This is a genomic window from Paenibacillus sp. 1A_MP2, from assembly GCF_052244825.1.
Taxonomy (GTDB): Bacteria; Bacillota; Bacilli; order Paenibacillales; family Paenibacillaceae; genus Paenibacillus; species Paenibacillus vandeheii.
Map to the genome: position 1 here is coordinate 4,546,162 of NZ_JBQQCS010000001.1, position 21,058 is coordinate 4,567,219.

Genomic DNA, 21,058 nt, shown 5'->3' on the forward strand with positions numbered 1-21,058 from the left:
TCATTGGACCTGCACCCATTCCCCTCCTACTGTTCAGTCATATATAGTAAAAACGTGCCGCTCAGTAAGACTGGGCAGCACGTTTTTGGAGTTTAATAATAGACTACTATGCCTGTTGGGTACGTGATGAATTACAATTTGATAAAGTCAGCCATAGAACGAACCTGGATGGCCCCAGCCTGGGAGACAGCGCCATCAGATCCTTGTAATTCCCCTCTGGATGTGAACTTAACCTTCACCGGAATGCCAGGAATCAGATCGAAGAAATTGTCCGAGAACACCCCTTCTGCCTCTGTAGAAATCCAAACTTGTTTCGCCAGCACATCACTTTGCAGGACCAAATGTACGCCATCGTTCTCAGTCACTTCGATTACCTTAATTTGCACTGGTTGCAGTGAAAGATCCTTCGATGGTACAAAATAATGCTCCTGTACGATGTCGGCTGCCCCATCCTGCTTCAGATCAATGCGCAGCAACGTTGTTGCAGCATCACGACCTTCCAGCCATTCAGCCTGACTCAATGACAGCACCTGTTGACCAGAGTTGGATGCCAGAGCAATTTCATGCTCTTCATCACGGTATACCGTGCCATCAAAGCCGATTAGGCGCAGCTGTAGTTTCCCTTTTACAGGTTCAAGCTGATCCGAGATCAGATAAATATCCGTCACATCTTGCTTCGTGCCATCTACCGATACCAAGACATCGCTGAAGCTGCGTTTGGCGTAATATTGCAATGCTTTCCAGCGGCCAAAGTAGTCCATCCCCGCCCATGATGCTACCGGCCAGCAATCGTTCATCTGCCAATAGAGCGTTCCCATACAGAACGGTTTGCGGCGACGGTGAGCCTCAATGGCTGTTTTCATCGCTTCAGCCTGAAGCACCTGGCTCATATAGAGGAAGGAAGGGAAATCCTTAGGTTCATGCATGTACATGTCCATGTATTGTTTGATCAGACGATTACCCGCCCCGTTCTTTTGATGCGCCAGCATCACTTCAGACTCCAGCGCCAGGTCCTCCTCCTCTGCATACTTGCGAACCGAATCATATTCAGGGAAGGACTGGAAGCCATATTCACTCATGAAGCGTCCCACATGAACGTTGTAGTTCTCAAATGGCTCCACATTATGCCATACACCCCAATAGTGGATATCCCCTTCTGATGTGGATGGGTGAGCATGCTGTTTCTCGTCTCCCGACAGGGATACGAGTGGCGAAGAAGGCCAGTAATCCACACCAGGAGCGTAGGCTTCCACAACTTCAGGCAAAAGATCATGGAAAATGGCTTCGTAATCTGCCCAAATGCGTTCCTTCTGCTCTTCGTTGTAATCTTTCTTCCAACCCCAGCCGCCATCCTCAATGTAATGAGCCCATGCGGAATCAATCTCGTTATTGCCACACCACAGCACGATGCTTGGATGATTGCGCAGACGTTTTACATTATCAATCGCCTCATGCTTCACACTGTTCAGGAAAGCCTCGTCTCCAGGATACATGCTGCAAGCAAACATAAAATCCTGCCATACGAGCAAACCATATTCGTCACACAACTCGTAGAACACGTCTTCTTCATAGAAGCCACCACCCCATACACGGAGCATATTCATATTCGACTCGGCAGCTGACACAATCTCATGCAGATAACGCTCACGTGTCACTTCTGTAATGAAGCTATCATTTGGAATGTGATTTGCACCTTTGGCAAAGACAGCAACTCCGTTTAATTCAAAATAAAAGGAGGCTCCTGCTTCATCTTGATCACGAACCAGACGTATGGAACGAATGCCCGTTTTCACCGTGGACTCAGCCACAACTTGCTCTCCCTGAATCACTTCCGTTAGGAAGGAATACATATGCGGGTCACCCAGTCCGCGGCTCCACCACAGCTTCGGTTCATCTATGGAGATTGGAACCTCCACAGTCTGGACGCCTGGTTTCAACGTTACAGCCTGCTCCCAGCTCTGTCCGTCCGTTCCTACTCGAATAACCGTTTCTATTACTTGCGCAGACTCTACTTCCACGACCGCAGTCAGAGAAGCGGAAGCAGCGGTTACTTCTTTTTGCTGGATAAAAACATCATTAATCCGTACGTCGGTCCATCCTTCGAGACGCGCTTCGCGCCAGATTCCGCTGGTTACAAAACGTGGACCCCAGTCCCAGCCATAATGATACGGGGCTTTCCGTGCAAAAATACTCACTCTTTTGTCGCCTAGTCCCCCCACATCAGATTGATCATTCGATGCAGGCAGAGCATATCCGAGCTTCTCCAGCTTCGGCAGGTCTTCATTTATTGGGGAACGAAAACGTATTTGGAGGATGTTGCCACTTGCCTTTACAACCGATTTCACGTCAGCTGTCCACACCCGGAACATATTATCCGCCGACAACACATGCTGTTCATTCACGTACACATCGGCATACGTATCCAGACCATCAAAGACCAGCTCCAGATACTGCTGTGACAGCAGTGCTTCATTAACGTCAAATTCGGTACGATATTCCCAGTCTTTCTTGTCGACCCATTGAATTTCCTTTTCGTTAGTTCCATAGAAAGGGTCTGGTATCTTACCCAATTTCAGCAAATCCGTATGCACACAGCCGGGCACGTGAGCCGGCATCCACTCCTGATCCTCACAAGCTTTGAACGTCCAATTCTGAAATGTCTGCGATTGTATTTTGCTCATGACAGCCTCCGTTATCGTTGAAGTTGTTTGAAAAACAATTTGTTATGTTTTGTTATTATAAAAACAAATAACTTACAAAACAAAATTAACATGATATGCTCAATTCAGTCAATCTGTTTTGTGATTTATTTCTAAAAACCTTTTTATCCAAACAAAAAAAGACATGAAGCCTTATCTCTCCATGTCTTTTCACCCCTTAATTATATAGAATGGTGCTTGTTATTTTTGGCTTTCCAGAACCGCGTTTGTTCACTTCATTGCAAAATAGCATTGTACTCATCACGAATGATTAATTCCGAATAAATCAGCTTTCTTTCAAAAGGCCCGTCCGGATGCTCCATGCGCCACAATAACTGGTCCACCGCCCGTCTGCCCATGTTCTCCTTGTCAATATGAACCGTAGCAAGAATAGGCTCTTCTGAACGTGTATTGTCGAACCCAGTTACTGCACAGCGCTCCGGCACCTCGATGCCCCTGCCTTGGAGTGCACCAATCACAACAGCAGCCATGTGATCGTTCGCACATACCATCACTTCGGGGATGTCTTCCATCTGCATGGCGGCGATGGATTCCCGAATGTGATCCAGATCGGGTCCCAGCAAATCGGTTTGCTGCGTAACTTGCAATTGCATCTCTTCCAAAACCGAACGATAGCCGAGCCATCGCTCTCTGAAACTGGCTGCATCAGGCAATTCACCAGCAAACTGCAGCCGCCTGTAGCCCTTTCCAACAAGCATCAGCACCAGTTCCTTCATGCATTTCATGTTATCTGTAAATACCGTATCTCCATGAATCGCCGCGTCTTCATGATCAACCATCACAAGCGGAATGTGCAGTCGGTAGATTTCGAGCAATACGGATGTGGAAATGGAACCGACGGTAATAATTCCGCTGATGGCTTCGGGATTAAGCACCGAAAACATGCGATCCGAGGAAGGTTCCGTCAAGGTCAGGATATCCATGCCCTTCTCATTCAGCCGTGCAGATATTCCGTCAAAGATCGGACCCCAGTACAGGGAGGAACGATTCTGTGAACGGATATTGGGGAACAAGATCAGAATAGTGCCCTGTCTATCCAGCCTCATCTCCTGTTCAACAGAGGGTTCTAACAAATAACGCTTCGGTTCAGCTTTGAAATATCCAAGCTGTCCTGCCGTCCTGACAATCATCTCCCGGGTATGTTCACTCACACCAGGTTTGCCGGTCAACGCACGGGAGACTGCGAATTTGGATACCCCCGCAGCATCAGCAATTTGCTGCATGGTTACTCTTTTGCCCATCCTACTCACCCGTTTTTCCTTCATTTTTCATTAAGTATAGCATAAAAATTCTAATTCAACAAAACAAGTTATGAAAAACTTCATTTTGTTAGGTTATTTTGCTTGGGTTTTTGGAGCTCTCCCGATGGTAATAAAAAAGTTCCTCCACCACCTTCACGATGAAGATGATGGAAGAACTCTTCCTTTATTTCAAAACTATATGCCCGGTGCTCCCTGATCTCCCAGTTCGGTCTGTAATGCCGTCCGCTTTCTGCGCCAGAATAACGGATAAGGGACTCTGATCTCCGTAATCAGAACACCAATGAGCATCAATGCAGCACCCGCATACCCTTGCATCGTAAGAGACTCCCCTTGGAAGGTAAACGCAAATGCTGCGGCAAACAACGGTTCGAGCGAAAAGATCAGGCTCGTTCTCGTTGGTGAAGCATGCCGCTGGGCAAATGTCTGCAAAATGTAACCAATGCCGCTGCACAATACCCCCAGACCCAGAATGGCCGCCCAGGATTGCGGCGTGTCAGGCAGACGTGGTGTCTCCAGCAGGAATGTAGCAGCCAACCCCCACAGAGCTGCAACGCCCAGTTGAACCGTTCCCAGGGTTAGCGGATCATGCTTCGGCGTATACTTGCCAGCAATCATAATATAGATTGCATACATTAATGCTGCGAGAACACAAAGGATATCTCCCATATGCAGACTGAGCTGATGCTGAAGCGTCAACAATCCGAGCCCGGCTACCGCCACGAGAATACTTATCGTTAACCGCAAATCCGGCAATCTTCGATGCAAAATTGTCGTCAGAATAGGCACGAAGATCACTGCCAAACTGATCAGAAATCCTGCCTGCGAAGCCGTTGTGCGCTGGACTCCATATGTGATAAATACAAAGGCCGCGAATAACGCTGTTCCCATGATAACCCCTGCCACAAGTGTCTTGCGATCTATTCTGAACAGTCGCCGATGGAAAAGGACCGCTGCCGCGATAAAGGCAATGCCAAACCGGAAAGCGACCAGATTCAACTCCTGCATGGACTCCAGTCCCGATTTCATAAACAGGTAGGATGATCCCCATATTACCGTTGCGAGCAGCATTTGCAAATCCGCTCTTCTTGATGCCTGACCTTGTAGTGCACGTACTCCGTTCATCTTGCTTCTACCTTCATTTCTATGTATTGTAATCGATCCGAGGCTCTCTCGAACTAACTCGCCTTGGCAAGTATAAACGATCTCTTTGCATTATAAAAATGAATATTTATAATAGTATATATGAAATAAACTCATGTATGAAATGAGGAAAGGAACGGAATCTTTCATGTCATTGGTCAAATACGAAATTTTGAATGCCGTAGTCGAATACGGCAGCCTTACGAAAGCAGCGGAAGCACTGAATATTACCCAATCCGCGGTCAGTCATGCGATCGCCAGCCTGGAGACCGATTGTGGTTTTTCGCTGCTAAATCGTGACCGCTCCGGTGTACGAGTGACTGCCGAAGGGGAACGCATTCTGGGCTATACGCGTGAAATTCTGCGCTGGACGGAATTGATGAACCAGGAAATTTCATTAATTCGCGGCGCCGAGATTGGAACCGTGCGTATTGGCACATTCGCCAGTGTATCCACACAGTGGCTGCCTGGTATCCTGAAGCAATTTCGCCTGCATCATCCTGGAATCGAAATTAAGCTATGGGAGGGAGACTATGCAGAAATTGAAGGCTGGCTAGCCGGAGGCGCCATCGATCTCGGCTTTCTTTCTCTTGGGGATTCCTCGCCTTTTGAAACCATTCCATTACAAAAAGACAGGATGATGTGCATCCTGCCTCTGGAGCATCCACTCGCTTTGCAGAGATCTGTTTCATTTGATGTATTGCTCGAACAGCCCTTTATTTTGCCCAAATGGGGCGGTGATAACGAAATCGAACGATTGATCCGGCAGCATGCAGCCAAATTGAATGTCGTCTATGAAGTTGCCGAGGATCAGGCCATTATGGCAATGGTTCGAAACGGCCTTGGAATCAGCCTCTTGCCTGAAATGGTTCTGCAACACCATACCAATGAGCTGGCGCTCGTTCCACTCACTGGAGATCCCTATCGTACGATTGGCATAGCCTGCCCGTCTCTCGTCAATCTGTCACCCGCTTCGCGTCGTTTCATTGAAGCGGTACAGGAATGGCTAACTCCATCGCTCTAATCGGTCCTCCGTTACTCAGTTTACTCCCACACCCGGTCCAGCTGATCTGCATAAAAACGGATGGCTCTGCTGTAGTCGGTTATTCCCTTATCCCTTGATGTGTCAGCCAGTTGTATCAGCAGCCGTTTCATTGCCTCTGCATGCTCACCAAGATTGTAGAGCACCATGGCAAGAAAAACTTCAAATTCCCGGTTCTCCGGGAATTCACTTAATCCCTTTTCAAACCAAACCTTCGCCTGCCCATACTGCCCCAGAGTCCGATAGGTGCTGCCCAGTCCAAGTATGGCACCTGCCCTGTCCTCACTCTGAAGCGCTAGACTTAAGGCCTTCTCATAATGCGGTACTGCATCCCGCTCCAATCCAAGTGAATCATGAGCCCAAGCCAGCTGGTACCATATCTGCGCATTCTCCGGTTCCTGTAATGCCAGTTCCTGTAATAGCTCAATCGCCTCCTGCATTTTCCCCTCTTGTCTCAAGAGAATAGCCTGCTCCAAATCATTCATATACGGTACTTCCCATCCTTCCAAAATCCCATTTTCCATAGTATGGAAATCATTCATTTATTATAGCAAAAAAACACCCCGCAAAATAGGCTGGAGCAACCAGAGGTTGTCCAAACCGACTTCGCAGCATGCTTCTTCGTAAGGTGCCAACTCCATTGGCATCTTCATATTCAAGTAATGTACAAAAGTGATGATTCGCTCAGGACCAGGTTGTGTTTACCACCATTACGATAAATACAACCATGAGATAATTGACGGAGATCAGAAAGTTAACCTTTGCCCATTTCTCATCATCCTGAGTTTTCAATCCGCTAAGTGTATGTACAAACCAGATCAGACCACCAATAGCGGAGACAAGCAGAAACACGAGACCAACGTAGTTGTAGTAATACAACAGAAATACAGCAGGAAGCAACAGAAACACGTAAGGAATCATTTGGAACTTGGTACGCTTCACACCTTTGACTACCGGCAACAACGGGAAACCTGCTGCACGATATTCCTCCACTCTGCGAATACCGAGTGACCAGAAGTGAGGCGGCTGCCACAGAAATAATAGCGCGAACAGCAACCAGGCACCTACATCAATCTGATTGGTTACCGCGCAATAACCGATTACTGGCGGCATCGCCCCCGCAATTCCACCCAGTGAAGTACTCCAGGTCGAGCTGCGTTTGAGCCACATCGTGTAAATCACGATATAAGCAAACCATCCGACCAGTGCCATCCAACCGGACAACGGATTGACCAGGAAGTATAGAAGCACAAAACCGACCACACCGAGAACAATTCCATACCCCAATACAAAGTTGGGTTTAAGATGGTTGATGTAATCAATCCGTTTTTTGGTTCGCTCCATCTTCTGGTCCAATTCACGATCCCAGTAATTATTAATGACACAAGCCGAAGCGATGACCAAGGTTGATCCAATCAATACCATGAGCAGCGATATCCACGAGATATCCCATTTTGAAGCGACCCAGAACCCTACGGCTACCGCAAACACATTCAGCCGCAAAAGTCCGGGTTTCGTTAATGCGATCATGTCTTTAAGCATGAGAAGCCTCCTGAACTATGTAAAAACACCATTCCTATAATGATACCTGTACATACCATGAATTACAATCTCCTTCATGAATTTGTCATAACCAAAAAGCATTCCTCCCGGTATGGAACCGGAGGAATGCTTAACCATTAAAAGTTGAATTTGAATTTATGGAATGTACTGCTGCACAATTTTGATCACTTTTCCGTCTTGTACAGTGAGGTGATACGGGAATATGGACAGATCGAGCAGTTTCGTATTGTCATACAAGGATTCGAACTTGCTGAGCGCCACTGGCTCATTCCATTGAATGTTGGTTCCCTGCACCGTACCGTCACGATCATACAACTGCATCAACACTTCAGCGTTAGCACTAACTTCCACCTTTTCCTGCTCTTTGCTGTCGTTGACAATATAATATCCATCAGGAGCACCATCTATACCGGAGTCTGGATTCCGTTGTTCAAAAACTTTATCAGCCTCTGTCCCCTGGTACCAGCCAATCTTGTCTACAATTAAGAATAACTTACCATCTTCATGCTGTATATCATCCACATACGCTGTAAACATCTCGGAGTTTGCAGCCTGAGCTTCTTTGGCAGATGCCTGAACATGGTCCATGCTCTCCTCAGCGTTCGCTGGTGTAAGTAAATATGTAGCAAGCACAATCATGCCAAGTAAAGCAACAGCCGCACCCAGCATTCGTAATTTCCATTGTTTCGCCGCGTTCTTCATAGGCAGCATCTCTCCTTATTATGAACGTTACTATTCCTTAACCTGAAGGCTTCCCCTTCAAACGCTCATATGAAATAATTAATCCTGTTTTCTACTTTTCCTATCATACTTGGTGTGGACGCTGCAAAAGTATCAGCCAGATGAAAAATAGTTACAATAGGTGTCATCAGTCCTTGTGGGGAGCATCTTAACAAAAGTAGGATAACATCATCATAAAAGAAACCCTGAATGCCTTGGCATCCAGAGTCTCTATTGGCTTAGCTTTTAGTTATAGCTTAATCTTAATGATTCGGGGTTGAGCCTTGCGCCAGACGTACAAGCATGTGAGCCAGCATGTGACGCTCTTCCTCTTTCCCGACATTCCACAGTTCTTGCAGCAACTTTTCTTCACGGTTACGCGGTTCTTCCCGGGCTGCTAAATAATCGGCAACCTTCTCAGCAATTTTGGCCATCTGTTCTTCGCCCAGCCCAATCGATTCGCCCATTGCAATTCGTTTGCCCAGATATTCTTTGAAAGAATCAAAGTTCTGTAAAATCTGTTGTCTTTCTTCAGGTGCAATCTTCTCAATCGCATTGTCAACCTTGTCAGTTGAAACTTGGCCATTTTTGTGGATCACATGTTCATTCATTTGAAAAACCTCCTTGAAAATATTCGTTTTGGGGACTAAGCAAAGTGCTTAATCATACCAGTGTTATCTATAATATAAACTTCTCGCTGGAGATTAATCAGACCATTTCTATCCTTCATCAGAAATACTTCGTAATCGCCATACTGCCAGTACTCCCCACATATATAAAATGGCACTGAGATAAAATAATACATCGATTGTCAGCCAATCGATCAGAATACCGCCTACAATAACGGCAAATCCTGACGCGGCAGATGTCCAGAAATGATAGTTACCTACAGCTGGGCCCCGTTGTCCAGCCACCGTATAATCCGCGAGCAACACCCGCTCACTCATTCGCTGCATCGCATTACATATCCCCATCAACATTTGCAGTAACAGCACCCAGATGTATGAAATGACCCACGGAAAGGCAATCATGGCTGCTGCCATCCCCACCGAACTTACCATGAGCCACTGCTTGGCATGTCGATCCATTCGGGGAGCGAGCCATTGCGAAGCAGCAGCCGAGGTGATTGTAAATACAGCAAAAGCAAGTCCGTATTTGGAGAAGCTGTTACCCAGATTTTTGAGAAACAAAAGATAATACGGATAAATCATGCCCGATGCGAGCGTAACGATGCTTTGAGATCGAACAAGCCACTTGATATTCATGGATGATTTCCTCCATACTGCTCCATAAAATAATTCATAAAGAGATGATTGGGGTCAAACTTTTGTTTGGCTGCAAAAAACTCGTTCTTCCGTGGGTAAGCCTGTTCGAATTGCTCTGAAGACGCGTAACCTGCATAGGACAGATAATATGTTCCGTTATATCGAAGGACGGCATCCATCAACTGCTGCATATGGCCCTTGAACTTTCCTTGTTCTACCTCGGACAATGAAGCGTGAAACAAACAGACAATACCGAACATATCCTGCGTAGCATATGAAAGCACAGCTTCTTCATCATGTTTCACATATCTAACAGTAATATTAAGCAAATCCAACTGCTCCCGGGAAACGATCTCTCCCATCTCCTGCACAAATGCCGGGAACGTATCCACCGGAATAAAATATTCCTGCAGCAGATCATTTTCGCCCGGCTGATGATATTCCATAAAGGCAGACGCAGAAGCCATCGCATTGTTGCGGCTCAATCTTTTGCCCTCCTGCGATTCGAAGTAACGCTTTTGCAGCGGCCAAAACCAGGCCCGGCCCCACTCGAATTCACGGTTTAGGTTGAACAGGAGTTTGCTAGGAAGCACGCCCCTTTCACGTTCATCCAGATGATTATAATCATCCAATGAAGCCGTTGGATCAAGGGCATAATTCAGTGCGTACATTTCACGAAAGTAGCCTTCACCAGGCTGAACTGAAATTCGGGCCAAATGCATTTGCATCATCGGATCTCCAAGCACGCTCTTTTGAAAATAAGATGGGTAGTCTTCAACCTGCACCTGTTCCGTCGTGAGACGATAGACTTCATCATCCGTTAACGTCAATGTAACGTCCAGAATCAGTCCAAACAATCCGTAACCCCCAAGTACAAGCGGGAAAAGCTCGGCATTCTCGGTGCGACTCACTTGCCGAATCTGACCATCTGCCGTCAATAGACGAAAGGAATCGACACTTTGAATCAAGGAACCCTGATGGAGCTCTCGACCATGTGCATTTACACTAATAGATCCGCCTACGGTGAAAATATTTTGGGACTGCATATTTTTGACTGCCAATCCATAGGGGTTTATGGCTCGCTGTACGTCAGCCCAGGTTGCACCAGCCTGTACACGTACCTTTCTGGCATCGACATTAACTTCCAGCACTTTGTTATACGAGGTCATGTCTATGACAATGCCGTCCTTATAATAGGTGTGCCCTCCCTGACTGTGACGCTGCCCGGCAATAGATATCGTCAGATTTCGCTTTCGTGCATCCTGAAGCAGTTCAACGAGCTGCTGCTCTTCACGCCCTTCCACTATACGTTCAACCTTAACCGGATGCAGGCGGCTGTAGTCGGTAATCAAATACGGATTCTGATCATCACTATCGGTTCTCCAATATGTCCACACACATAAAATCAGAAGTAACAGGAGCACGCTCGTCTTTTTGAACAAATGGACTCCTCCTCTCCTAAAACATAACGTTTCAATTTAATTCCATTGGTTAATCGTTTACATATACATTACAAGGATTGGATATGTTAAGGAACACCTTAAACATACCTGAATAAGGAGGAATTTTCCATGAGTGAACATAAAAAAGAGCGAAAAAACAAGGATCTCGAACCTGGTGTGAATACCATTCTTCATCCGGACCCTAACAATCCTGGACCGACAGACATGATCGAGGAAGCTGTAGGAGATATTGTCGACAACATCACCCACCCTCACAAAGCCAAAACAAACGAGACCCGCAATACACTCAGCAAGTAAATCTGAATCATTCTTTGGCAAGCCGTCTGCGACAACGCAAAAAGTCCCTCCAGCCTAAGTCATAACGGTGGGGGACTTTTGCATTGTTGGTGTTTGTATTAATGAGAAATCGGTCCGTTCACAATTTGCGTTTTGATCTGATTCACTTCGTTTTCCTTATTCATCTGCTGTAATGCCTTGTGAATCCAGATCGCTGCAATTGAACCTTCGCCCATGGCAACCGTAGCTTGTTCCGCGTGCAGGCCGAGATCCCCTGCAATCCATACATTAGGTGCGGCCAGCATGCTGCGCGGGTTGGCTTCCACATGTTTATTATCGGCGATAACGGCTCCAAGCTGCTCTGCCAGTTCATAATGTACACGATTGCCTCCAAACGCAATAAATCCACGCTCCGACTCAAAAATCTGTCCATCTTCCGTCAGTACACCTGTAATATGGCCATCCTCCATCTGCTGCACTTCTTGGACCGCCGCCTCAAGATAACGAACGCCTGCCTCTTTCATGCTGCGATGAAGCTCAGCGGAGATGGGTGACTGCTCATGGTTGATGTATAGCAGCTCAGTGGTACGTTGAATTAAAACCATAGCCATGTTTGCACCCGCTTCACCTGCACCCAGCAATATCGTGCGCTGATCCTGAATCTCGTATCCATCGCAATCCGGGCACACATATACGGTTCGTCCCAACGTAGGCGTTAATCCCGGGATATCTGGTATCCTGTCCGTTAGTCCGGTTGCCAACAGGACTGTTTTTGCCATATATTCAGAGCCGGAAGAGCCGAACAGCTGAATCTGTTCTCCCCGGCGTCCTGCTTTAATGATACGGTCTTTCTCAAAAGCTACTCCAGTCCCTTCTGCCTGCATTCTGCCTTTGGTGCGCAGCTCTTCACCAGATACTCCATCAGGAAAACCAAGAATATTATGATAGGTTCGGCATAACGTTGATCTGCCTTCTCCTGCGTCCACCACCAACACCCGATGGGAAGAGTATCGCCCCATCTGAATAGCCGCCTGAAGTCCTGCGAGTCCTCCACCTACGATAATGCAATCATACTCTCGCATGCTCCATCTCCCTCCTATGCTTCTATCTCTTATATGTTATTGGACAGTTCACTATCCTTCTATCCATTTACACCATTCAACCAGAATCAAACGTTATCTGTTACAACTTAGCTTTTACCAAAATAAAATAACCCAAACCATCCGTCTGAATAACGGTGCGTTTGGGTCGGTTTAAGAAAGAATGATAATTCCGGAATTCAGAAAATGTATGATTCAAATCGTGAAGCGTTCGAAATGGCATTCCATACATCTGCCGTCTCTCCGCCCATATACCAATAGGCTAAGCCAGCAATGTTACGTTCTTCACTCATCATTACTTTCGCGGATAATGAACGACTGTCCTCTGCCCATATATATCTTGGCGTACCGTTACTGTTATATCCAATGACATATTGGACCAGAGATGCATCCCACCGTCTCACAGAACCTGAAGCTCGTGCACGTGTTCCCTGTTCTGCCAGGGTGATATCCCATGAACTGGCTGCCGGATTAACGGAAGACCAATCTCGTGTATATAAGGGCAGGGCCAGAATTGTTTTGGCGCGAACGACCTCAGCGAGCATCGTATCCAGAGCCTTTTCGAGCCAAGGAAGAGATGACACTGATCCCGCTTGTGGGTCGCCGTTCCAATGTTCCTCATATCCCATCAGTACCATGTAATCCGATACGGCACCCAATTGGGCATAATCAAATGCATCGGTCCAGTCTGTCCCCAGATCGGGGATACATCCACGGATACGACGGCTCCCAGGGCATGCAATGACGTTGTCAGAGAGGTGATAAATGCGGTCATTCCTTCGCGATCAGCAGGCAGTACGTTCTCAAAATCCACGTTAATACCATCTAGTTTGTATGTTTTTACATATGACGTGACTTGTGAGATCACAGCCGCCCGATTGGCAGAACTGGATAACATCTGATGGGTAAGGTCCGGGTTTGAACGATTGCCAAGCAATGGCCACACCTGTCTGTCTGTAGCTGATGCCCAGGATAATAGCGATGTGTCCGTGAGATCCGTGATTTTCATGCTGCTGTTCAGGAAGAACCAACGAGGAACGAGTGTGTTTGCTTCTGACTGTTCAATCTGTTTCTTGAACTCAGCAGTAGAGGCGTTATATTGCCATCCCAGCTGGATACCGAGCTGGTCTTCGCTTTTCAGCTGGTCTGACCAGGTTTTCTTTTGCAAAATGGCATCCAGCATCACTGCTGCCTCTTCTCTAGTCACCTGGTCATGCGGCCGAAACTTGCCGTCACTGCCGCGCATTAAGCCAAGCTGATATACGGTCTGCACATAAGGACGCGCCCAATCGGATATCTCCCCTGCGTCGTTATACGTGGATGACAGGAGATTCGTTGATTTGGAGGATTGTTTCAACATCCTCACTAATAGTGCAGCCGCTTCTTCCCGAGTGATGGAGGCGTTAGGCTGGAACACTCCCTGACTCTTGCCCTCAAGAATGGAAAGATTCGTCATGGCTGCGACATTGCCGTAATACCATGCGTTGATACTGACATCGTTATATGGATTAATATTGTTCTTAACGGGCTTCAACCCTAGCAGTCTGACGGCAAATGTTGCAAATTCAGCACGAGTAACCGCCTTTTTGGGTTCAAACGTATTCTCTGAGGTTCCAGCAGCAATTCCTGCCTTGACCAGATGTGCAATGGCATCCTTCGCATAGCTGGAGGTTGTATCCTGGAACACCTGCTGAGCTGCTGCTGCTTGAGCTGTGGGGTTACCGATGGAGATTGAGCCTATTGCAAGTACACCGCACAATACAGCATTCCATAGCTTTTGGCGGGTACGTTTGTTTATTCTATTATTCACATCAAAAAGCCTCGCTTCATTGGATTACGATCTACACAATCGTATCAAATTGAAGCGAGGCCGTATGTGGTTAAATACTGGGAAATTCGCTGAAGTGATGTACCTCAATATTAGATGAATCGAGGTCATATTCGTGTTCGGGCGAAAGTCTTACTTGTGTACTTTTACACGTTGTTCAATCGGTTGGAATTCTTTCTCACCTGGTGTTGAAGTAGGTTTGCCGAATGGCATTTGAGCGATCAGTCTCCAGTTCTCGGGAATGTTCCATTCCGATTTGACCTTCTCGTCAATCAACGGGTTATAATGCTGTAGGGATGCGCCTAGACCTTCTTGCTCCAATGCAGTCCAGATCACCAGTTGCAACATACCGTTAGATTGGTTCGCCCAGATCGGGAAGTTATCCGCATAAGCTGCAAAGTTTTGTTGAAGCTGTGCGATCACATTGTTGTCTTCGAAGAAAAGTACAGTACCGTATCCGCTGCGGAATCCGGCCATTTTCTCAGCTGTAGATTGGAATGCTTCTTCGTTGCCAACTACTTCACGCAAAATTTCTTCCGTGTGATTCCACAGTTTGTCGTGTTGTTCACCAAGCAATACTACAGCGCGAGATGTTTGTGAGTTGAATGAAGTCGGAGTGTATTTCACCGCTTCTTCCACAATTTCCTGGATCTTAGCATCCGAGATTGTGGATTCTTTGCTGATTCCATAATAAGATCTTCTGTTTTTCAATGCTTCAAAGAAAGATGTAGACATAAAACATTCGCCTCCCAAAATGGTATTTCCTAATTTGCCAACACAGTAACTATAATATAGTAACATACATTAGTCAACAAACTATTTTATTTTCACTACATGTACTTTTATTCTTTAGAATGAATCTGATCACTGCGACTCGCGATAATCCGCTCGATATTTTTCTTCCGTTGAGGAATTGCTCTTCGTTTGATCCTTATTCTTTTCTTCCTGCTTCTCCATATTCAGATCTTCCATCGGAATGGGGTCCACCGTCTGCTCTTCTTCATGCCGATCAAGCAAACTTTCCTTCTCTGTCGGATACTGCTCCGGATTATCATGGGAACGATCCTGATGTGTATCCTTGTTATTTTGATCCGGGGTGCACTCTTTCATTCGTGATTCCTCCTCTATTTTCATTTACCCTTCTCTTACCTTTTCTGTCTGCCTTCTAAACACGGAGTACATATGAGATGAACGTAAAAGGTTATTCCATGTGTGCATCACGAGGCAAAATAGCAAAAAGCCAACCGGAACAGACTAGTTGACTTGGATCTACTTGTATTCAACTGTAATTCATTCAACAAGGGGCGGTGTGGTGAAATCCCCCAAGCTCAATTTGGCTTCAAAAATAACACTCTCATTCTCTTCTGCCAATCTTCCTCGGACCCACACAGCTCCATCCGTAACCGCTGAACGCTCAACGATCATTTGCTCCTGCATGCGAATCTCACGGTGATATGATATTTGCAGACGGATTATACCTGCGGCCAGCTCCTCCTGTGTTAGCGCATCACAACACACGTCTGCATATCTGGCATTATTCATGTGTCCATTACTGTCTGTGCTGCTATATTGTACAGTTAGACGATTTTGTTCCTGCAAGCTCAGTTCAGAGGGAACCGTCACTTTAGCAGGGGGTTCGCCCAATGATAAATCGGGATGCGATTTCACTTCTAAAGGCAGAGCTGATGGTCTAACGACCCTGCGTCTCTTTAGATCGACCAATGCCCAAGCCGTGCGAGCCTCAGCCAGATGTGTTCCGTCTCGATCTGTAAGGATATAATCCCTTAACCAGGTCACACCTTTATTTTCTTTATGCCACGTCTGCAATGAGACTTCTTCTTCCAATTGAGCTGGACGTAATATCGTGACATCTGTCGTTAACAGCATCCATCCGAATCCCTGATCCAGCATCTGCGATACGGTAACGCCCATGCCTGCTAAATCGCGGTCTGCTGCCAACTGCATATGCTCCAGTAAGGCAGATGGACGACATTGAGATTGGTAATCGGCATCAGCTGATCCAATTCGGTAATGAAGCTTGAATGGTTGTTCAGATTGCATTGAATAAACCTCCTCAGGCTGTGGAGTATGTAATATCTGGACCATAACCTACATTAATCAAGCGATCGATGTAAACGACTGCGGTACAGATCAGGTGCACACCCTACACTTTGTTTGAACATTCGGCTGAAATGGGATAACCGTTTGAACCCGGCCAACCGGCTGGCTTCTGTTACACTGATTTCCGGCTGAAACTGGAATAACAGCTTGGCCTGATTGATGCGGCGGTCATACACATATTTAAAGATGGTACTGCCCGTCATCTCTTTAAACAGCCCTGCCAGATAAGGCTTGGACAGATGGAGCTCACTTGCCAGATCATCCAGACCGATGTCCTCCATGTAATGGGTGTCCACATAACGAATGATATGCTGTACATGCCGCTCCTTCTCGGAAGAGGGACTGTGGTCCTCGACCCTGCCTCGGCAGATGCCAGCTATAACATACAGCAGATCACATAATCGAACGTTCATGCGCTCCTCTTTGAAATCCCCCGGATTCACCATAAGCTCATGAAGATTCAGCAGCAAGGTTTCGAATTCGGAGCGGGTATTCCCTGTCAAATTGATGCGGCAGTTTCTCAGTTCTTCGAACGGCCTCAGTACATCGCTGACCCGATCCGGGTGCAGACTGCTGCGGAGAGCCGAAGGGTCGAAATGCAGCGTCGTTCGCACATACGGCCTGCCCGGCATTGGATGTGGTCGATGAAGGGTCATGCCATGCATGAGGACCAGATCACCCGGTTCAAGGTTGTACACTCGATCTCCAATAAGGTAGGTGCATTCTCCATCATGAAAATAATACACCTCGTAATGCGGATGCGAATGAAATCCGTCCGACACTCCAGGGTCATACGCTCTGGTGGAGCGATAGTTATATTCCATTGGACCACTAATTTGCATGATACTTGGCACGTTCAAGCACCTCCTGTTCTGGAGAGGTTTCTTCCCATTTTACCCGTTTCACATCATGTCGGATAGTACTCGGCGGAGTTTTGAAATATAGAGGGCCATGCACATATCCGTTTGTATGCACGGTACGTGTCATGGCCCCTTGAGATTGTGAAAGATAAATTAAAGTAGCTGTTCAATACTCGCCTGGATCTCGTCGATCGAGTCAACAGGTTCAAAACGTTTAACCACATTTCCTTCGGCATCAATCAGAAACTTCGTGAAGTTCCACTTGATTGCATCCCCATGCAGCCATTCCGGTGCTTTGTCTGCCACCATCAGCTTCAGCAGTTTCGCTTGTATATCTGACTCATCAAAGCCTGCAAAAGGTCCCGACTTCTTCAAAAAGTCATATAAGGGATGCGCTGCTTCGCCGTTGACATCCATTTTGGAGAACATGGGAAATTTCACGCCATAGTTAATCTGACAGAAGGACTCTGCCTCTTCGCTACTTCCCGGCTCTTGCTCCGCAAACTGGTTACATGGGAAACCAATGATCTGAAGCCCTTGCTCTTTATAACGATCGTACAGTTTCTGCATGTCGTCGAACTGATGTGTGTACTTGCACTTGCTCGCTGTGTTCACGATCAGTACAGGTTTTCCTTCGTATTGATAGAGCGGGAAACGTTCACCACTCGTTTTGGTTACGCTAAAGTCATAGATGGTTGGCATAAGATTAGTGCACCTCGCGATGTTATGTAGTTATATAGACTCATATGAATTTCTATTATATACGAAATAGAAGATTCTGTATCGGAAAAAAAGTCTATAACTACTGCAACGCTACGAACACATCAATCTCATTACGGGCTGATTTTGATGATCAATTTCCTCTTTCTTTTAATCAGCTTATCATGATGGATCTTGGTGAAAAGTTTTCTCTCTACATTTCAGTTGCATTATTGAATCTATGTATTCCAAATTCATCGAAATCCGATGCAAGTATCGCCTCTCTCAGCGGGTACAGATTTGGAGTAAATCTGAGTTCAATTCCCTTCTTAAATAATCTCTCTATTAAACCATCCATGCGGTCTATATGTAGAGGCTTGGTAACCTGATAAGAAATGTAGTATCCCGCCGTTGGATCAAAAAGCTCGAAATGGGTGTCATCGAAATGATACCTGTACATGATCTGATTCATAATCCTTGGATACCATGAACTTTCAATCGTAACTATGATATTGGCGTTAGAATGTTTGAAAAACTTCTCGTTATTCTCATCACTTATCGTGTTTGTCTTTTTACAGATGATTCTGGGGCAATCTCTTGGAAAGTAATATGAATATTCATGCTCTTCATCAATGGCCCACACCACTGCAGGGAATTCAGGTCTATTTTGTTTCTCCCTCGGAACAAAGACTTGGATATCTGAAACCTCGCTAAAATGATAAAGCATACAAGCACCTCTCATCATTTAGTTACGATTAAATCTCCGACTAATGCTTTCTAATTCCGAGAAGCGTTCCACTTCCCGTCACACAAAACAACAGAGGTTTCGATTTGTCTTTCGGGGACGTTCCAGTATTGTGTTAATAACTGCTTCTTTTCCTCCGATGAAACAAGGTTAAAACCATTCTTCAAATAGAATTTGATAGCCCATTCTGCTGAATCCCACGTTCCTATTAGTATCGGTTTATCGGTTGAGGCCACTAGATGAGCCAATAGTTTTGTGCCTATTCCGCTCCCCCGTTGGTGAGTTCTTACATACGCATGCCGAATTAAAGCAACATCGCCTTTATCCTGAATTCCCATAACGCCCCATAATCTATGATCATCTTCAAAACCCCAAAATACGACGTCATCACGGATTTCCTGTTTCAATTCTTCCAATGACATATAGGGTTCATGATAGCGATCCTCAGGAATCACTCCATGGTATGCCTTTGCTGCATCATTAATGATCTCAACCATTGCATCCGTATCCATGCTATTGCACAATCTGATCATGGCATAAGCCTCCTAAAGGTTCATAGTATATCGATTGAACTATCGTAAAGGATATATCAATTCAATCGGTTCATTACTCAATTCCTCTTTAAAAATATAATTATGATCTGCTCCCACAACACATAAAATTTTCTTACCCGGATTTGAATGATATGTGTTCTTCACACGTTGAATCATAATCTGATTTCGTACGATCCATCTAAAGTTATTGGCTTTTGGATTAATCTGATCCAGCCATTCATATTTTTGTTTGGTCATAGTATCAAACGCAACCGAGTTAAAGGGAATCGATCCAACGTCATGTGTATTCATTTGTTTAGCAAACCATTCATCATCGATCTTCTCCAACGCTTTACGCTGCTCTTCTGAGAAGCCGTTAAAGGGATCAAAATCATTCCAGACATCTAACTCAAACCAGTCTATTGGCACAAACTCTATATTCCGTTCCTCGCACAATGGAAAGACAAGCTCCCAATACTCACTGGCCGGCTCTCCCCAGTATCCCTTATCCTGTTTATCCACGTTATACTTCTTCCAACTTAGGGGATGCACTTCACCACAGATAATATCCGGGTTGAATTCTGTAATTAGCTCCTCATACAAGGTAAGTGAGCTACTATATTTCTCTCTAATTCTGGATTATGAATCGTCCCCAATATTCCAACGACCGTCATATTGTTTCTCCTTTGTATGCGTTATATAAATGATTTTGAGATTCTTATGTATGACTACATGTTAACAATAACAATGATCAACCTTTTTTTCCAATGTTTTCCGAACACCTCTGAGGAAACATACGTAAGCAAAAAAAAAGCCACCTTTGCAGGCAGCCCTTTACTTGTTATAACCCTTACTTACGAACGGAGAGAATGAACTTCTCCAGCGATTCTGTATTGGTAATGCTGTGATTACATCCTTGGTTATCCATGCATACGTATTGACCAATCGCAGAATAATTATCCGGTAAAGCGTTCTTGGTTTTAACCGTGAAGAAAGCAAGCTCTTGATGCCGATTACAGAATAGGCAATACCCCTTCTTGTGTGTCGGCGTTATTCTTCCCTCAATACCGATAAACTGTCCTTCAAACGGATATACAATGAATAATTTGTTTGTAGCAATATCTACCCAGCTCAGATACGTTACATAACGAAAATCAATGGATTGTAGATCAGGCATTTTCATCTTTTTGTTCTTCGGAAATAACTTCTGAATTTGCTTCAACGTAATCGGTGGATACAACTCCAGGTAAGGTTCTAACGTTTTCAAATACCTTTGGTAATCATCTGTTGTCCCCAGTGACGATATTTGCTCCAGCAGTTGCTGCTGATTCTCTGTCAGTTCCGTAAATGCTGCAATGATGTTTGTTGCAGCGCTGTATCTCACAGTCTCCAGGACCCTGCGGTCCGCGGCGGATTGAAACGTTTTGCGAACAAATTCAGCTTGTCTTTTAATCAGATTATATTGGTGGTTTCTAATAAATGATGTACTCATAGCTTTCAGCTCCTTATTATTCATAAAAATTCAATAAGGGCAAAGCCTGTTATTAGAAACGATAAAGTTAAGTTTGGGCGAAAGAATCCAGACTATCGCACCCCACGCAAAGTATCGCCCCCGATCAGGCTTTGCATGAGTTATTTCTAGCTAACGAGCAATTCAGCATTGCCATCTGAGTAACCCCCAATCAAATATCATGCGAAAAGTATATCAGAGAATTTCGGAC

Annotated in this window: 23 protein-coding genes; 2 read left to right on the forward strand and 21 right to left on the reverse strand. The window is 45.6% G+C overall.

The genetic code is table 11. From position 1 onward, the window contains the following. Positions 1-131: 131 nt before the first annotated feature. From ACTWJ7_RS22105 to ACTWJ7_RS22115, 3 genes are all read right to left on the reverse strand, one after another. Positions 132-2,681, reverse strand: a complete 2,550-nt coding sequence (locus ACTWJ7_RS22105; RefSeq protein WP_301879046.1) for a beta-mannosidase — start codon at positions 2,679-2,681, stop codon at positions 132-134. A gap of 254 nt (positions 2,682-2,935) precedes the next feature. Continuing rightward, positions 2,936-3,961 (reverse strand): LacI family DNA-binding transcriptional regulator, encoded by a 1,026-nt coding sequence (locus tag ACTWJ7_RS22110; protein ID WP_301879048.1) that lies wholly within the window; start codon positions 3,959-3,961, stop codon positions 2,936-2,938. Positions 3,962-4,156: 195 nt separating this feature from the next. Further along, on the reverse strand, positions 4,157-5,104 hold the full coding sequence (locus ACTWJ7_RS22115) for a DMT family transporter (RefSeq protein WP_301879049.1): 948 nt from the start codon (positions 5,102-5,104) through the stop codon (positions 4,157-4,159). Positions 5,105-5,270: 166 nt separating this feature from the next. Here ACTWJ7_RS22115 and ACTWJ7_RS22120 point away from each other — a divergent pair, with 166 nt between their 5' ends. Next, positions 5,271-6,146, forward strand: coding sequence for a LysR family transcriptional regulator (locus ACTWJ7_RS22120; RefSeq protein WP_079344735.1), 876 nt, complete (start codon positions 5,271-5,273; stop codon positions 6,144-6,146). A gap of 20 nt (positions 6,147-6,166) precedes the next feature. On the opposite strand, the gene ACTWJ7_RS22125 is transcribed toward ACTWJ7_RS22120, so the two are convergent. From ACTWJ7_RS22125 to ACTWJ7_RS22150, 6 genes are all read right to left on the reverse strand, one after another. After that, positions 6,167-6,649 carry a tetratricopeptide repeat protein gene (locus ACTWJ7_RS22125; protein WP_079344733.1) on the reverse strand — a complete coding sequence of 161 codons (483 nt, stop codon included), beginning with the start codon at positions 6,647-6,649 and terminating at the stop codon, positions 6,167-6,169. Between the two features lie 199 nt (positions 6,650-6,848). Then, the gene (cyoE, locus tag ACTWJ7_RS22130; protein WP_301879051.1) at positions 6,849-7,706 is read right to left on the reverse strand and encodes a heme o synthase; all 858 of its coding nucleotides are present in this window, start codon (positions 7,704-7,706) and stop codon (positions 6,849-6,851) included. Between the two features lie 156 nt (positions 7,707-7,862). After that, on the reverse strand, positions 7,863-8,429 hold the full coding sequence (locus ACTWJ7_RS22135) for a hypothetical protein (RefSeq protein WP_301879053.1): 567 nt from the start codon (positions 8,427-8,429) through the stop codon (positions 7,863-7,865). 281 nt (positions 8,430-8,710) lie between these two features. Continuing rightward, positions 8,711-9,058 carry a DUF3243 domain-containing protein gene (locus ACTWJ7_RS22140; RefSeq protein ID WP_024632066.1) on the reverse strand — a complete coding sequence of 116 codons (348 nt, stop codon included), beginning with the start codon at positions 9,056-9,058 and terminating at the stop codon, positions 8,711-8,713. 108 nt (positions 9,059-9,166) lie between these two features. Continuing rightward, entirely contained in the window at positions 9,167-9,712 is a 546-nt protein-coding gene (locus ACTWJ7_RS22145) for an MFS transporter (RefSeq protein WP_301879055.1), read from the reverse strand. Next, positions 9,709-11,154 carry an FAD-binding oxidoreductase gene (locus ACTWJ7_RS22150; protein WP_301879056.1) on the reverse strand — a complete coding sequence of 482 codons (1,446 nt, stop codon included), beginning with the start codon at positions 11,152-11,154 and terminating at the stop codon, positions 9,709-9,711. The genes ACTWJ7_RS22145 and ACTWJ7_RS22150 overlap by 4 nt, the downstream gene beginning before the upstream one ends. A 129-nt stretch (positions 11,155-11,283) precedes the next feature. Here ACTWJ7_RS22150 and ACTWJ7_RS22155 point away from each other — a divergent pair, with 129 nt between their 5' ends. Continuing rightward, the gene (locus ACTWJ7_RS22155; protein ID WP_301879057.1) at positions 11,284-11,472 is read left to right on the forward strand and encodes a hypothetical protein; all 189 of its coding nucleotides are present in this window, start codon (positions 11,284-11,286) and stop codon (positions 11,470-11,472) included. Between the two features lie 98 nt (positions 11,473-11,570). Here the strand turns inward: ACTWJ7_RS22155 and ACTWJ7_RS22160 are convergent, their stop codons facing one another. From ACTWJ7_RS22160 to ACTWJ7_RS22215, 12 genes are all read right to left on the reverse strand, one after another. Continuing rightward, entirely contained in the window at positions 11,571-12,533 is a 963-nt protein-coding gene (locus ACTWJ7_RS22160; RefSeq protein WP_024632070.1) for an NAD(P)/FAD-dependent oxidoreductase, read from the reverse strand. Positions 12,534-12,730: 197 nt separating this feature from the next. After that, a complete protein-coding gene (locus ACTWJ7_RS22165) occupies positions 12,731-13,210 on the reverse strand; it encodes a glycosyl hydrolase family 18 protein (RefSeq protein ID WP_443145883.1) in 480 nt (159 codons plus the stop codon). Continuing rightward, entirely contained in the window at positions 13,180-14,361 is a 1,182-nt protein-coding gene (locus ACTWJ7_RS22170) for an S-layer homology domain-containing protein (protein WP_443145884.1), read from the reverse strand. Before ACTWJ7_RS22170 ends, ACTWJ7_RS22165 begins: the two co-directional genes overlap by 31 nt. A gap of 150 nt (positions 14,362-14,511) precedes the next feature. Continuing rightward, complete coding sequence (locus ACTWJ7_RS22175; RefSeq protein WP_301879059.1) at positions 14,512-15,114, reverse strand: nitroreductase family protein; 603 nt, start codon at positions 15,112-15,114, stop codon at positions 14,512-14,514. A 129-nt stretch (positions 15,115-15,243) separates the two neighbouring features. Continuing rightward, a complete protein-coding gene (locus tag ACTWJ7_RS22180) occupies positions 15,244-15,489 on the reverse strand; it encodes a hypothetical protein (protein ID WP_301879060.1) in 246 nt (81 codons plus the stop codon). 180 nt (positions 15,490-15,669) lie between these two features. Continuing rightward, a complete protein-coding gene (locus ACTWJ7_RS22185) occupies positions 15,670-16,440 on the reverse strand; it encodes an acyl-[acyl-carrier-protein] thioesterase (protein WP_443145885.1) in 771 nt (256 codons plus the stop codon). 53 nt (positions 16,441-16,493) lie between these two features. Then, positions 16,494-17,354, reverse strand: a complete 861-nt coding sequence (locus ACTWJ7_RS22190) for a helix-turn-helix transcriptional regulator (RefSeq protein WP_301879062.1) — start codon at positions 17,352-17,354, stop codon at positions 16,494-16,496. 159 nt (positions 17,355-17,513) lie between these two features. Next, positions 17,514-18,062: a glutathione peroxidase gene (locus ACTWJ7_RS22195; RefSeq protein WP_301879063.1), complete on the reverse strand. Its 549-nt coding sequence runs from the start codon at positions 18,060-18,062 to the stop codon at positions 17,514-17,516. Positions 18,063-18,273: 211 nt separating this feature from the next. Then, on the reverse strand, positions 18,274-18,786 hold the full coding sequence (locus ACTWJ7_RS22200) for a DUF6886 family protein (protein ID WP_301879066.1): 513 nt from the start codon (positions 18,784-18,786) through the stop codon (positions 18,274-18,276). A 50-nt stretch (positions 18,787-18,836) separates the two neighbouring features. Next, entirely contained in the window at positions 18,837-19,316 is a 480-nt protein-coding gene (locus ACTWJ7_RS22205; protein WP_443145886.1) for a GNAT family N-acetyltransferase, read from the reverse strand. Positions 19,317-19,376: 60 nt separating this feature from the next. Beyond that, positions 19,377-19,859: a hypothetical protein gene (locus tag ACTWJ7_RS22210; protein WP_443145887.1), complete on the reverse strand. Its 483-nt coding sequence runs from the start codon at positions 19,857-19,859 to the stop codon at positions 19,377-19,379. A gap of 328 nt (positions 19,860-20,187) precedes the next feature. Next, complete coding sequence (locus tag ACTWJ7_RS22215; RefSeq protein WP_301879070.1) at positions 20,188-20,829, reverse strand: FusB/FusC family EF-G-binding protein; 642 nt, start codon at positions 20,827-20,829, stop codon at positions 20,188-20,190. Between the last annotated feature and the right edge of the window lie 229 nt (positions 20,830-21,058).

What these genes read in the sequence shown, in the direction of transcription:
- ACTWJ7_RS22120 (WP_079344735.1), top strand. Translation starts at nt 5,271, where the DNA reads ATGTCATTGGTCAAATACGAAATTTTGAATGCCGTAGTCGAATACGGC.
- ACTWJ7_RS22215 (WP_301879070.1), bottom strand. Translation starts at nt 20,829, where the DNA reads ATGAGTACATCATTTATTAGAAACCACCAATATAATCTGATTAAAAGA.
- ACTWJ7_RS22135 (WP_301879053.1), bottom strand. Translation starts at nt 8,429, where the DNA reads ATGAAGAACGCGGCGAAACAATGGAAATTACGAATGCTGGGTGCGGCT.
- ACTWJ7_RS22175 (WP_301879059.1), bottom strand. Translation starts at nt 15,114, where the DNA reads ATGTCTACATCTTTCTTTGAAGCATTGAAAAACAGAAGATCTTATTAT.
- cyoE (WP_301879051.1), bottom strand. Translation starts at nt 7,706, where the DNA reads ATGCTTAAAGACATGATCGCATTAACGAAACCCGGACTTTTGCGGCTG.
- ACTWJ7_RS22140 (WP_024632066.1), bottom strand. Translation starts at nt 9,058, where the DNA reads ATGAATGAACATGTGATCCACAAAAATGGCCAAGTTTCAACTGACAAG.
- ACTWJ7_RS22145 (WP_301879055.1), bottom strand. Translation starts at nt 9,712, where the DNA reads ATGAATATCAAGTGGCTTGTTCGATCTCAAAGCATCGTTACGCTCGCA.
- ACTWJ7_RS22115 (WP_301879049.1), bottom strand. Translation starts at nt 5,104, where the DNA reads ATGAACGGAGTACGTGCACTACAAGGTCAGGCATCAAGAAGAGCGGAT.
- ACTWJ7_RS22125 (WP_079344733.1), bottom strand. Translation starts at nt 6,649, where the DNA reads ATGAATGATTTGGAGCAGGCTATTCTCTTGAGACAAGAGGGGAAAATG.
- ACTWJ7_RS22185 (WP_443145885.1), bottom strand. Translation starts at nt 16,440, where the DNA reads ATGCAATCTGAACAACCATTCAAGCTTCATTACCGAATTGGATCAGCT.
- ACTWJ7_RS22110 (WP_301879048.1), bottom strand. Translation starts at nt 3,961, where the DNA reads ATGGGCAAAAGAGTAACCATGCAGCAAATTGCTGATGCTGCGGGGGTA.
- ACTWJ7_RS22180 (WP_301879060.1), bottom strand. Translation starts at nt 15,489, where the DNA reads ATGAAAGAGTGCACCCCGGATCAAAATAACAAGGATACACATCAGGAT.
- ACTWJ7_RS22105 (WP_301879046.1), bottom strand. Translation starts at nt 2,681, where the DNA reads ATGAGCAAAATACAATCGCAGACATTTCAGAATTGGACGTTCAAAGCT.
- ACTWJ7_RS22155 (WP_301879057.1), top strand. Translation starts at nt 11,284, where the DNA reads ATGAGTGAACATAAAAAAGAGCGAAAAAACAAGGATCTCGAACCTGGT.
- ACTWJ7_RS22195 (WP_301879063.1), bottom strand. Translation starts at nt 18,062, where the DNA reads ATGCCAACCATCTATGACTTTAGCGTAACCAAAACGAGTGGTGAACGT.
- ACTWJ7_RS22160 (WP_024632070.1), bottom strand. Translation starts at nt 12,533, where the DNA reads ATGCGAGAGTATGATTGCATTATCGTAGGTGGAGGACTCGCAGGACTT.
- ACTWJ7_RS22200 (WP_301879066.1), bottom strand. Translation starts at nt 18,786, where the DNA reads ATGCTTTATCATTTTAGCGAGGTTTCAGATATCCAAGTCTTTGTTCCG.
- ACTWJ7_RS22205 (WP_443145886.1), bottom strand. Translation starts at nt 19,316, where the DNA reads ATGGATACGGATGCAATGGTTGAGATCATTAATGATGCAGCAAAGGCA.